Source organism: Clostridium saccharoperbutylacetonicum N1-4(HMT) (assembly GCF_000340885.1).
GTDB classification, from domain to species: domain Bacteria; phylum Bacillota; class Clostridia; order Clostridiales; family Clostridiaceae; genus Clostridium; species Clostridium saccharoperbutylacetonicum.
In genome coordinates this window covers 5,554,362-5,566,854 of sequence record NC_020291.1, presented here as the reverse complement: position 1 = coordinate 5,566,854, position 12,493 = coordinate 5,554,362, and the positions used below count along the sequence as shown (strand labels likewise).

Genomic DNA, 12,493 nt, shown 5'->3' with positions numbered 1-12,493 from the left:
TCATGGGGAACTTCTACAGATAGTAGAAGTGAAATTATTGAAAGAAACAACGAAATAGAAGGAAAGCAGTAAATATAGGTGATTTAATAATTTGTTAAATATATAACAAATTATTTTTTATGACCATAATACATTTTTTAAGTCCATAAGATTTAATTTATAAAATTGGATGCTATTATAAAAATTGAGGAAATCAGTACAAATATATCTAATAATGAAGGGAAGTCATGAAAATGAATTATTTTGAGGAAAGCTTAAAATTACATGAAGAAAATATAGGAAAAATCGAAGTAGTATCAAAAGTGAAAGTTGAAACAAGAGATGATTTAAGTTTAGCTTATACTCCAGGAGTTGCCGAACCATGCAGGAAGATTTATGAAAATGAGGAAAATGTATATAAGTATACTTCAAAAGGAAATTTAGTTGCAGTTGTGACTGACGGAACAGCAGTATTAGGATTGGGAGATATAGGACCAAAGGCAGGACTTCCAGTTATGGAGGGAAAGGCAGTATTATTTAAGGAATTCGCAAATGTTGATGCATTTCCAATATGTTTAGACACAAAAGATGTTGATGAGATAGTAAAAACTGTAAAGCTTATAGCACCAGGATTTGGTGGAATTAATCTTGAAGATATAGGAGCACCAAGATGCTTTGAAATTGAAGAAAGGTTAAAGAAAGAACTTGATATACCTGTATTCCACGATGATCAACATGGAACAGCAATAGTTGTACTTGCAGGTGTTATAAATGCTTTGAAAGTAGTTGATAAGAAAATAGAAGATTTAAAGGTAGTTGTAAATGGGGCAGGGGCAGCAGGAACAGCTATAGCTAAATTATTACTTTCTTCAGGAGTAAAGAATTTAATTGCATGTGATAAAGTGGGGATTCTTTACAGAGGGATTGAAGGGGTAGATGATGCTAAAAAGGAACTTGCAAAGGTAACTAACCCGGATAATATTAAAGGAAATTTAGCGCATGCACTAGTTGGTGCAGATGTGTTTATAGGGGTTTCAGCGCCTGGAATAGTAAGCCAAGATATGGTTAGATCTATGAATAGAGATGCCATATTATTTGCAATGGCAAATCCAACTCCAGAAATAATGCCAGATGAAGCTAAAGCAGCTGGAGCAAAAGTCATAGGTACAGGAAGATCAGATTTTCCTAACCAAGTTAACAATGTTCTTGCATTCCCAGGAATATTCAGAGGTGCTTTAGATGTTAGAGCAAAAGAAGTTAATGAAGAAATGAAAATTGCAGCAGCTTATGCTATAGCTTCTATGATAAAAGATGAAGATTTAAATGAAGACAATGTAATTCCTTACGCATTAGATAGAACTGTTGCAGCTAATGTAGCTGAAGCAATAAAAAAAGCAGCAAGAGAAAGCGGAGCAGCAAGAATATAAAAATTGTGCTAAATGTTCTCAAGGATTAATACATAATAAGAGAAAATAATACACCATTAGGATTAGGTATTTTCTTCTTTCATGCACATAAAAAGAAATGGAGGTATAAAAATGCAAATTCCAATTAAGAAGACACTTGATAAAATTCCAGGAGGAATGATGGTTGTTCCACTTTTCTTAGGGGTTTTAGTTAATACCTTTTGCCCACAATTTTTACAGATTGGCGGATTTACAACAGCGTTATTTGGACCGAAAGCATCATCAACAATATTGGCTTGTTTCATGTTTTTAATTGGTTCACAGATTAATTTCAAATTAGCACCAAAGGCAATAAAAAAAGGTGTGTTATTAGTATTAGGACAATTTATAGTAGGTGCTGGTATTGGTATATTTGTAGGTAAAGTTTTTGGACCTGCCGGAGTATTAGGGTTGTCACCACTTGCCATTCTTGCAGCATTAACAAATTGCAATGGTGGACTGTATGCATCACTTGCTTCACAATATGGTGACGAAACTGATGTAGGGGCGTATGCTATTTTGTCCATAAAAGATGGCCCATTTTTTACATTAGTTGCATTAGGTGCATCAGGGCTTGCCCAGATTCCTTTTATGGCACTTGTGGCGGTATTAGTTCCAATATTGATAGGCATGATACTTGGAAATCTTGATGCTGACATGAGAAAATTTCTTGGCGGAAGTAAATTATTATTAATACCATTCTTTTCATTTCCATTAGGTGCAGGAATGAATCTTGAAAATATTGTGACTGCTGGAGGTCCTGGTATATTATTAGGAGTGATAGCAGCATTTACCGGAATAGGTTCTTTTGTTCTCATGAAGTTATTCAAAGAGGATCCAGTACTTGGACTTGCAACAGGGTCGACTGCGGGAAATGCAGTAGCGACACCGCTTGCAGTTGCAGCGACTGACCCAACGCTAGTTGCTATTGCTACAGCAGCTACAGCACAAGTGGCAGCATCTTGTGTAATATCAGCTATTGTTTGTCCGTTTGTTGTTACTTATGCATTTAGATTTCTTAAAAAGAGTAAAATTAAACAGTTAAACAAAGAGGCTGTAGCGTAATAAAAGGGACTATCGATTAAGAGGAGCTTATACATTTATTAATAACAGAGATTGAATTAAATACAAAAAAATGAAAGACAATAATCAAGGAGTGATATATAATAGCTTAAGATGTATCATTCCCACATTATTGTTTCTATATTTATAGAGGTTATTCTAAAGGTTTTGGTATTATAGTTTTTTATTATAAGATGAACATAAAAATTTTTATCATAATTTTTATGAGTAATTAGCTAGAATTACATTATTTAAAACTTAAATTTAGATATATTAAGGTTGAGATGAAGAATATGGAAAAAGCAATGAAACTTCAAACAAAAATTACTTTATTAGTTATCACAGTAGTTTTTATTTCTATCTTTATAATCGTTTCTTTCGTTGTTCCTTGGATGACTGGAAATATTGAAAGTAAAGCTAGGACTAATATTATGAATGTAGCTGAGATGGAAGCGCATTCTACTGAGATAGTAAAGGCTCTAGAGAGTAGAGATACGAGTGGAGAGATTCAAAGTTATGTTAATATGCAGCTTAAGGAGTTAGAACAAGTTGAATATATAATTGTAGCAGATAACGAAGAAATTAGATATGCTCATCCAAATCCTGAAATGATTGGAGAAAAGTTTGAGGGCGGAGATGAGTATAGAGTAGTCGAAAATGGAGGAACATATATTTCTGAGGCGGCTGGGACACTAGGGAAATCTTTGAGAGCTTTTACACCAATATATGATTCAGAAAATGGTAAAAGAATAGGCTTTGTTTGTGTGGGCACACTTACACAAAGCATTGAGACATCTAAGAAAACAGCTGTTTTATATATAGCTTTAATTGCTCTTGGAGGGCTTATGGCAGGTGTAATAGGAGCTTTTTTATTAGCCTGCAACATAAAGAACACTTTACTTGGACTTGAGCCTGATGAAATTTCGAAGCTCTATAATGAAAAAATTGGAATGTTAGATGCTATTCATGAAGGATTAGTAGCTGTTGATGATGAAGCTAGAATAACTCTTATAAATGATTCTGCCTTAAATATACTACGTTTTGAAAATAATATTAATAAGGAAGAGATTATAGGGCAGAACGCAGAAGTTGTTATTCCCAATACCCGCTTAATTAATGTTTTAGAAACTGGGAAATCAGAGTTTGAGGAAGAGCAAAGAATTAATAATACTATTATAGTGACCAATAGAGTTCCTATAATAAGTAGAGGAAGAATTGTAGGAGCTATTGCCAGCTTTAGAGATAAAACCGAGGTTACAAGAATGGCAGAAGAACTTACTGGAGCTCAAAAGATGGCTTGGTCATTAAGAGCTCAAAATCATGAATTTATGAATAAGCTTCATACTATAGCAGGACTTATACAGCTAGAAGAGTATGAAGAAGCATTACAGTTTATATCACATGTGGCAAAGGTAAGAAACAATATAAATAATATATTAACAGAGAATATAAAAGATGCTTCTTTGTCAGCACTGTTATTGTCAAAATATAATAAAGCTGAGGAGTTTAGGGTTAAGCTCAAAATAGATGAAAATTCAACACTTACAAAACTTCCACAGCATATGACCTCTGAAGAAATTGTATCAGTTGTAGGAAATTTAATAGAAAATTCTATAGATGCAGTTGAAAATGATGGAAACGGATATATATTTATAAAAATAGTTGAAAATAATGATTTTTTAAATATAAAAGTGAAAAATAACGGTGGTAAAATTCCAGAAGAATATAAAGAAAAAATATATGAGCAAGGGTTTTCGACGAAGGAAGGCCAACGTGGTCAAGGTATGTATATTATAAAAAAAATAATTGATGAGTTTAATGGTACAATATATTTTGAGGAAAATGATGGTGTTCTTTGGAATATAACAATACCAATGATTGGGAGTGAGAAGGTTGATTCAAGTAATCATTGCTGAAGATGATCCTATGGTTAGGGAAATAAATTCTAGGTTTTTAGAAAGAGTTGAAGGATTTGTTTTATATAAAGCTGTTTCAAATCTTAATGAAGCAAAAAAACTCATATCAATTAATAAGCCAGATTTAATACTACTTGATGTATATCTCCCTAAAGAAAACGGAATTGACTTATTAAAATGGATAAGGGCACAAGAGATTGATACCGATATTATCTTAATTACAGCAGACAAGTCTATTAAAAGAATAGAAGAAGCTTTTAGATATGGGGTTGTGGATTATCTAATAAAACCTTTTAGTTTCAAACGATTTAAAGAAGCACTTATTCAATTTAAAAATAGGTATTATGAGTTTGAAAGAAATTATGAAATTGAACAAAAGGATTTAGATAAAATGATATCTAGCGCTAATATTTCTCAAGAGGAAGATGATTTTGTTAAGGGGCTTAATAAATATACATATGGAGCTATATGGGGAGAAATAGAAAAAAGTAGGTGCAAGGATTTTACAGCGGAGAATCTAGCAGAAAAATTAGGGATAGCAAGAGTAACAGTAAGAAGATATCTTGAATATATGGGAAAGGAACATAAAGTTGAAAGGTTGGTGGAATACGGTAAAGTGGGTAGACCACAGCACAAATATCATAAAATTTAATGATAGTGGATTTTAAAGGTCACGCTTCGCCTCCACCATGAAACCCACGAAAATCTAAAATTGATTTTCGTGGGTCTTTTATTTTGCAGAAATATAATTAGTCTTAGATGTATTAATGGAATTAAAAATGGTTGAGCTTTTTGAACATAATATTTATAGCGTGAACAACTTTGCAAAGCACCAAAATATAAAGGCTAATGGGAAAAATAAAACCGAAGATAAAGAGATTAATATAAGAAAACTAGAAGTTCAAGTAAATGAAAATTAAAAGATGAAATCAATGATAATAAGATAAAGGAATTTCAAAATAAAATCAGTGAAAATGAGACGGAAAATATTGAAGAAGCATGATAAGTATTGTATATTAAAATACCTTTCATGCTTCTTCCTTGCATATTTAAATATATTCTAAACCAAATTCTTTTTTAAAATAGAAATAAATTCTTCTGCCATATGAGAAATATATCTATTTTTTCTATACACTACAATAATATTTCTAACAGATGATTTTTCGGGCAAAGCATAGTAAATAGGGTGCTCTTTTAAAGCTGCATGACGAATCAAAGTATCAGAAACAATTGTAGAACCTAATCCTTTTTGTGCAACAGAATAGGCAGTTTCTAGTTTGTTGGTCTGCAAAACAACATTTGGTTCAAATCCTGAATTGTTACACAAATCTAACATGAGAGTATGAATACGCTGGCTTGGTTGTAATACAATAAAAGGGTCATTAGAAAAGATAGAAAAATCAACAGGAGTTCTTGCAGTGTATTTGTTATTAATAATTTCTTGTAAAGGTACTTGATATTGCTCTAAGAATTTATTATTTGGATTATTTTTTGGTACAGCCAAAAAAAGATGTTCTGTTCCGATAGTGGTCGTAGTTAACAGGTTATTTTGAATGGGAGCATTACCAATAAAAAAGTCAATACTACCATCCAATACTGAATCCTGTAACTTTGACATTTCATATTCAATCATATTTATTTTAATGCCAGGATATTTTTGATTATATAGAGCAAGGGCATCTGCAATCAGATAGGAGCCTCTTATAGGAGTAACTCCAACGGATAACAAGCCTTGTTTCAATTGTAAAATATCAGATATTTTATTGTTTAATTCTGCTTCTAAATCTAATATTTTTTGAGCTGTTTTAATATATTCTTCTCCTACACTAGTTAGCTTAATTGGGGAAGAGCTTCGATCAAATAAGTTTACGCCTAACTGCACCTCTAAATTCATAATGTAAAGACTAAGGGCAGGTTGTGTAATATATAGTCTTTTTGCTGCCATAGAAAAACTTTTTGTTTCTGCTAGTGTTAGTACGTATTTTAATTGCTGTGTTGTCATAGCTTTTTCTTCCTTTCGACTTTATAAAGAAAATAATTATATAAGTAAAAGCTAATACTATATATATAAATATATAAATTAGATTATTATGTATTGGAATGATATACTAATTTCGAAGACTAGTCAAGTAGGAGGAGCAGAGAAAAAATGAAATTATTAAAGCAAATAAAGAAAATTCCAAGAGAAAAAATGATAGTACCATTATTACTTGCATATTTTGTTATTTTGGGTATAATGGATTATTTGATTTTAGCTGCTTGGCATTTTTTTGAGCATTAACAAATAGTAGTGGTAGCTTGTATATGTGGGGAATGGTTTGAAAAACGATTTGGATGTACAAGATATGAGCAAAACTTTGGTGAAAATTTAAAAGAATTAGTGGGGTGAAAAGATATATGAATTGTGCGGTGTTATATCAAATTAAAGAACCACCTGAAAGAGATGGTCTTCGCAAACCAATGAAAAAAGGTGGTTATAGTGACAGTGGAGCAGATATTGCTTTTACATTAAAAAAAGCTGAAATAAACGTAATTACTCCATCAGATGCTCCGAGAGAAACAGAAGATTTAGAGTGGGTTTTTCCAGATGATAGGGAAGGTATTTTATCAGCAATTGCAAAAGGCGCAGATACTTTTTGGTTAAATACTGTTATTTATGATGGACATCCAATTGAAGAATTTCTTTCTAAGGGATATAAAGTGATTGGACAAGATCCAAAAGCTGTTAGCTTATATGATAACAAATATTTCGTAAATCAGATATTAAGAGAAGGTGGTTTAGATGTGGTAAAAGAAGGTTTAACCTCTTCACTTAAAAATGATTTACCAAGTTTTCCTATTGTTATTAAGCCAATTTTAGGACGAGGAAGTCAAGGTGTCTTTATTGCTAAACATAAAGAGGAATATAATAAAAAAATACAAGAGCTAACTAATGCAAAGGTATATGGTACAAGTTTTATGTTAGAACCATATCTAACAGGTACAGAAGTAACAATTGCTGTTATGTTACCTGGCACATATGATATTAATGGAGTAGCTGTGAAAAAAGAGGCTTATTGGTGCTTGCCAGTTGTAGAACGATTTGATCATATTAATGGAATAGCTCCATATAATGGTACAGTACCAGTAGTAAAAAATAGTAGGGTTATGAAGCAAAATGAAATTCTAGATAACCTTTGTGAACAGTGTGCTAAAGCAGCTCAAATATTAAATGTGAAATCTTTAATTAGAATTGATTGTAGGGCAGATGAAGCTGGTAAGTTCTATTTGTTTGATGTTAATTTAAAGCCAAATATGACAGGAGCAAGTCGCAGTCATCGTAGAGATCAAGATAGCTTAGTGATGATTGCAGCAAGAGAGTTAGGTTGGGAATTTAAAGACCTATTAGTATATATGAGGAATACCAAGTGGACTTACAAAAATTGAAGTTCTTAAGCTTATACAGGAGGACGCTTCGAATTTTGAGATATCTGAAGAATTATTTATCTCCATAAATACGGTTAAAACTCATATCTTAAACATATATGCAAAGCTTGATGTTCATAGTAGACAAAAGCAGTCGTTAAGGCAAAAGAATTAAATTTAATAGAGTAATCATTTAAAGGATGTGAAATTATCATCTTCGAGAGAAATAATGAAATATAACTCTTAAAAATAATGCGCCAAGGTATGTTTTAATAGATTATAGGAGCCAACTTTAAATTCTCCATTTCAGTCATTTGCAGGCGAAGAATTATATCCATATATACAGTCTAAAGCTGTAACATTAGGGTTTATTATTAATAACCATCATTTCTTAGATGGAAACAAGAGAATAAGAATTTTCGTAATGATGGTGTTTCTAGATGTAAACGGAATTGAACTAGTATCTAGTTATGAAGATATTATAGACCTTGGATTAGTAGTTGTATATTTGGTAATAAATAGAAATGGATTAGTGGATTTGAAAGATCACGCTTCGCCTCCACCATTCAAATCCTTGACAATACTAATGTAGTATTGTCGAGGATTTTTCATTTTATAAGGATTTAGAATAAGTAATGATAAATAAAGTGAAAAATCAGTGTTATAAATGGATAGTGTAAGTAAATATGATAGCATGAATGATACCTTTATTGTTAACCTGTGTTTTTAAGTCTGGTTGACAATTATTAAGATAAAGCTTATTATATAAAATATGTTTGATTATATGGTAAAAGATTTTGCGAGATCTTTAACAAAAATAGACGATGAGAAATATAGAAAATGCTATATGGTAAAAGTAAAATTACAAATATTTAATAAATGTAATGGAAAATATGATTACAAAGTGTATGTTGAGAAATCTAATTATAGGTTTTCAAAAATTATAAGTGAAGCATATTCCAATAATATTCTTATAGCAAGTTTAACTATTAATTTAGTTAATTTTAAAGATAATAATGGCAAATTTATAACTAGGAAGGAGGAAAGAATAGATTCGTTAGAATTTTGCAGAACTGTTTCTAAAGAAGAAATAGTTGAATTTAGTAAATATACTAATGATAAAAATTTGATTCACTTAAATGATAAACCTATTGTTCAAGGTCTTATTATTTTAATGCATTTATCTAGATTAGTAGAAGGATCAAGTGAGATTACAATAAAATTTATTAATCCTATTTATTCAGATGAAGATATTTATATAAAAAAAGAACATGATACTATTTTAGGATATGTTGATAATGCATTATGTTTTAAATGTAATTTTACAAAATATATGGAAAGGTGAGAATTAAAATGAAAACAAGAGAATTAACAAAGATGTCTCTTTGTATAACGCTGAGTTGTATATCAGCATATATTTCTTTTCCACTACCTTTTACGCCTGCAATGATAACTGCACAAACAATTATAATTAATCTAACAGCACTAATACTTACACCTAAAAAATCATTTATAGTTGTTTTAGGCTATATTTTATTAGGGGCATTTGGATTACCTGTTTTTTCAGGAGGGGGATCTGGATTTGGTAAAATATTTGGACCAACAGGTGGTTTTATATTAGGATTTTTAGCTATTGCCCCAATAATGAGCTATTTAAAAGGAAAAAACAATAGCTTTAAAAGATATTTAGCTATAACAATATTTGTTGGAATACCTATATTATATATTTTTGGAGCAGTTTTTATGTGCTTAGTATTAAAAATTACTCTTATATCTGCATTAGGTTTAGCAGTGGTTCCATTTGTATTTGGTGATATTTGTAAGTGTTTTGTGGGTTCTTATTTAGCAGTAAAATTAAATAATGTTTTATATACATCTGTAAAATCACAGCAATTTTAAGGAGAGTTTTATAAGTGGAAAGTGTATATATTTTAGGTGGACTTAGAAGTCATATAGGAATTAAAAATGGCGTTTTTAAAAATATATTACCAGAAAAATTAGGAGCAGAAGTTTTAAAAGAGTTAATTTTTAAATATAACCTTCATAATATTGATGAAATAATATGTGGAAATGCAGTAGGTACAGGAGGAAATATTGCTAGACTGATGAGTTTATATGCAGGAGTTTCAGAGGAAGTTCCAGCATATACTGTTGATATGCAATGTGGATCTGGAAGTATGAGTATAGACATGGCATTTGCTAAAATAAGAAGTGGTATGTGTGATTTAATTATTGCAGGTGGATTTGAAAGTAGTTCATTACAACCATTAAGATATTATAATAAAAATGATCCACGATATAGTGATGAAAAACCATATTTTCAAGTAGCACAGTTTTCACCTTATGAAGATCAAGAAAATGTGATGTTAATGGGAGCAGAAAGAGTTGCACAAAAGTACAATATGAAAAAGGAAGAACTTGATTTTTGGGTTTTAGAAAGTCATAAAAGAGCAGCTAAGGCAAGAAATAAAAGAATTCTAAATGACATTATTTGTTCTATAGGTGAAAGTGATTATGATGAAGGTATAAGAAATAGGATTAACCAAAGACTTATTGACAGATTAAAACCTCTAGTAAGTGAAAATGGATTTATTACTGCAGCAAATTCCAGTTTGACTAATGATGGTGCAGCATTTGTAATTTTATGTTCAGAAAGATACATAAAAAATAATAAAATAACGCAGAAAGCACAAATAGTACAAACTGCATTAAAGGGAGCCAATCCTTTATATAGTCCAGAAAGTTCAATAATAGTGACAGATGAATTGCTAAAATCACGAAAAATGAAGTATAGTGATATTTCAGCATTTGAATTTAATGAAGCCTTTGCTGTTATTGATGTCATGTTTCAAAGAAAAAATCCTACATTAATAGATAGATATAATACTTTAGGAGGAGCTTTAGCATACGGCCATCCATATAGCGCATCTGGAGCAATAATAATGCTACATCTTCTAAAAAGTTTAGAATATGTAGATGGAGAATATGGAATTACAACAGTAGCAGCAGCGGGTGGAATAGGATCTTCAATATTAATTAAAAGGAGCTAAGGATGAACTATTTTAATTTATTATGTGATATTAGAGAAAATAACAGAAATAAAAATTTTTTAATCATAGATGAAAGGGTATATAACTATAATTACATCTATAAAGAAATTGACAACATACAAAGAATATTAAAAAATAGTATTAAATTTGATGGCTATAATATATTGATTTTTTCTAAGAGTTTTTATTTTCAGGTAATAAGTTTTTTTGTTTCTAATGCACTTAATAATATTCCTATTATATGCCACCACAGTTTATCTTATAAATTACTTAAGGAGATAATATCAAAAAATAATATAAACTACGTTATTAGTGATGAAAAATTAGAATTCGATGAGGAAGAAATTGTAAAAGATTTATCTGAAGAAATTAAACACATATATGTATATAAATTCAATTCAAAAGATAAAATATTAAATCATAAAAATATATGTTTTGGAGCTTTTACATCAGGTTCAACTAATACACCTAAAGTATTGTATAGATCATATGAAAGTTGGACAGATTATTTTTATACACAAAACAATATATTTAAGATAGATTTAAAGTCCATATTATTTATGAATGGAAGTCTAAGTTTTACAGGAAATTTAAACACATTATTGTCAGTATTATATGAAGGAGGAACAATAGTCACAATTGAGAGTTTATCACCAAGAAGATGGATAAAATCAATGAAAGATAACTTTGTAACTAATATATATCTTATTCCTTCTAAATTAAAACTGTTATCTCAAGTGGCAGAAGAAGAAATAAGTAATATTAAAAGTATATTCACAGGGTCAGAATTACTTTTTAATGATATAGCACATAATTTAAAAAATAATTTCCCTAAATCTGAAATAATACTTTATTATGGTGCGAGTGAGTTGAGTTTTATTACATATATAACATATGAAGAAATGAATTTAAAGCCACTAAGTGTCGGAAGGCCATTCCCAGGAATCAAAGTATTTATCAAAAAGGATTGTATTTATGTCGATACAAAATACCATGTTTTTGGAGTAGAAGTTCCGTGCACTGTTAATGATATGGGATATATTGATAAGGATGGATATTTGTTTCTTCAAGGGAGAAAAGAAGATATAATAAATAAGAATGGGATAAAGATTAGCCTTTTAAAAATAGAACAAGAAATAAAAAAAATAAAAGAAATAATAGAATGTGTAGCTGCTTCTTATGATAATTCTTTGAAGGGGAATGAAATAGCTGTATTTATAATTATCGATGAAGATATTAATAAAGAAGATATTCTTAATAAGTTAAAAAATAAGCTTATGCCAGTAGAGATTCCTAAAAAGGTGTTTTTTGTAAAAAGCCTTCCTTTAAATGATTCTGGAAAAATAGATAAGAAAAAATTAAAGGATATATAATTGGGTATAATTACCCCATTTTTTATTTTAGAAGATGGAACAAAAACTTTAGACATATTTGATCATTTGGATATAGAAAACCCTAAGAAGGTTGTAAATAGCTGTTCTATTGATGGTAGTTGTAAATGTTAATTTATAGTGGATTTCAAAGGTCACGCTTCGTCCCCACCATGAAACCCACGAAAATCTAATTTTTGGATTTTCGTGGGTTCTTTTATTTTTAATGAAAGTAGTCTTTATTAAAACAATTTATTAGGAGTGAT

At 30.1% G+C, this 12,493-nt stretch carries 14 protein-coding genes and 1 pseudogene; 14 read left to right on the top strand and 1 reads right to left on the bottom strand.

The window, feature by feature from the left end:
* Window positions 1–233: 233 nt before the first annotated feature.
* The 5 genes from CSPA_RS24505 (at window position 234) to CSPA_RS29320 (ending at window position 5,322) form a co-directional block, all read left to right on the top strand.
* The gene (locus tag CSPA_RS24505; protein WP_015395103.1) at window positions 234–1,406 is read left to right on the top strand and encodes an NAD(P)-dependent malic enzyme; all 1,173 of its coding nucleotides are present in this window, start codon (window positions 234–236) and stop codon (window positions 1,404–1,406) included.
* 111 nt (window positions 1,407–1,517) lie between these two features.
* The gene (locus CSPA_RS24500; RefSeq protein WP_015395102.1) at window positions 1,518–2,489 is read left to right on the top strand and encodes a 2-keto-3-deoxygluconate permease; all 972 of its coding nucleotides are present in this window, start codon (window positions 1,518–1,520) and stop codon (window positions 2,487–2,489) included.
* Window positions 2,490–2,779: 290 nt separating this feature from the next.
* Window positions 2,780–4,402 carry an ATP-binding protein gene (locus CSPA_RS24495; RefSeq protein ID WP_015395101.1) on the top strand — a complete coding sequence of 541 codons (1,623 nt, stop codon included), beginning with the start codon at window positions 2,780–2,782 and terminating at the stop codon, window positions 4,400–4,402.
* Complete coding sequence (locus CSPA_RS24490; RefSeq protein ID WP_015395100.1) at window positions 4,380–5,054, top strand: response regulator; 675 nt, start codon at window positions 4,380–4,382, stop codon at window positions 5,052–5,054. The genes CSPA_RS24495 and CSPA_RS24490 overlap by 23 nt, the downstream gene beginning before the upstream one ends.
* Window positions 5,055–5,169: 115 nt before the next feature.
* Window positions 5,170–5,322, top strand: a complete 153-nt coding sequence (locus CSPA_RS29320) for a phage replisome organizer N-terminal domain-containing protein (RefSeq protein ID WP_017810367.1) — start codon at window positions 5,170–5,172, stop codon at window positions 5,320–5,322.
* 140 nt (window positions 5,323–5,462) lie between these two features.
* Here CSPA_RS29320 and CSPA_RS24485 read toward each other — a convergent pair whose 3' ends face one another.
* Window positions 5,463–6,404 (bottom strand): LysR family transcriptional regulator, encoded by a 942-nt coding sequence (locus CSPA_RS24485; protein WP_015395098.1) that lies wholly within the window; start codon window positions 6,402–6,404, stop codon window positions 5,463–5,465.
* A 147-nt stretch (window positions 6,405–6,551) separates the two neighbouring features.
* Here CSPA_RS24485 and CSPA_RS30845 point away from each other — a divergent pair, with 147 nt between their 5' ends.
* From CSPA_RS30845 to CSPA_RS30840, 9 genes and pseudogenes are all read left to right on the top strand, one after another.
* Entirely contained in the window at window positions 6,552–6,683 is a 132-nt protein-coding gene (locus CSPA_RS30845) for a hypothetical protein (protein WP_015395097.1), read from the top strand.
* Between the two features lie 116 nt (window positions 6,684–6,799).
* A complete protein-coding gene (locus CSPA_RS24480; protein ID WP_015395096.1) occupies window positions 6,800–7,828 on the top strand; it encodes an ATP-grasp domain-containing protein in 1,029 nt (342 codons plus the stop codon).
* Window positions 7,803–7,982: a LuxR C-terminal-related transcriptional regulator gene (locus CSPA_RS30935; protein ID WP_081604009.1), complete on the top strand. Its 180-nt coding sequence runs from the start codon at window positions 7,803–7,805 to the stop codon at window positions 7,980–7,982. The genes CSPA_RS24480 and CSPA_RS30935 overlap by 26 nt, the downstream gene beginning before the upstream one ends.
* Window positions 7,983–8,111: 129 nt before the next feature.
* A pseudogene (locus CSPA_RS30930) lies at window positions 8,112–8,399 on the top strand (hypothetical protein); the annotation flags it as partial.
* Window positions 8,400–8,579: 180 nt separating this feature from the next.
* Window positions 8,580–9,152 (top strand): hotdog family protein, encoded by a 573-nt coding sequence (locus tag CSPA_RS24475; protein ID WP_015395095.1) that lies wholly within the window; start codon window positions 8,580–8,582, stop codon window positions 9,150–9,152.
* Window positions 9,153–9,160: 8 nt separating this feature from the next.
* A complete protein-coding gene (locus CSPA_RS24470; protein ID WP_015395094.1) occupies window positions 9,161–9,706 on the top strand; it encodes a biotin transporter BioY in 546 nt (181 codons plus the stop codon).
* Window positions 9,707–9,720: 14 nt separating this feature from the next.
* Window positions 9,721–10,857: a thiolase family protein gene (locus tag CSPA_RS24465; RefSeq protein WP_015395093.1), complete on the top strand. Its 1,137-nt coding sequence runs from the start codon at window positions 9,721–9,723 to the stop codon at window positions 10,855–10,857.
* A gap of 2 nt (window positions 10,858–10,859) precedes the next feature.
* Window positions 10,860–12,230: an AMP-binding protein gene (locus CSPA_RS24460; RefSeq protein WP_015395092.1), complete on the top strand. Its 1,371-nt coding sequence runs from the start codon at window positions 10,860–10,862 to the stop codon at window positions 12,228–12,230.
* On the top strand, window positions 12,231–12,362 hold the full coding sequence (locus CSPA_RS30840; protein WP_017810369.1) for a hypothetical protein: 132 nt from the start codon (window positions 12,231–12,233) through the stop codon (window positions 12,360–12,362).
* Window positions 12,363–12,493 lie beyond the last annotated feature (131 nt).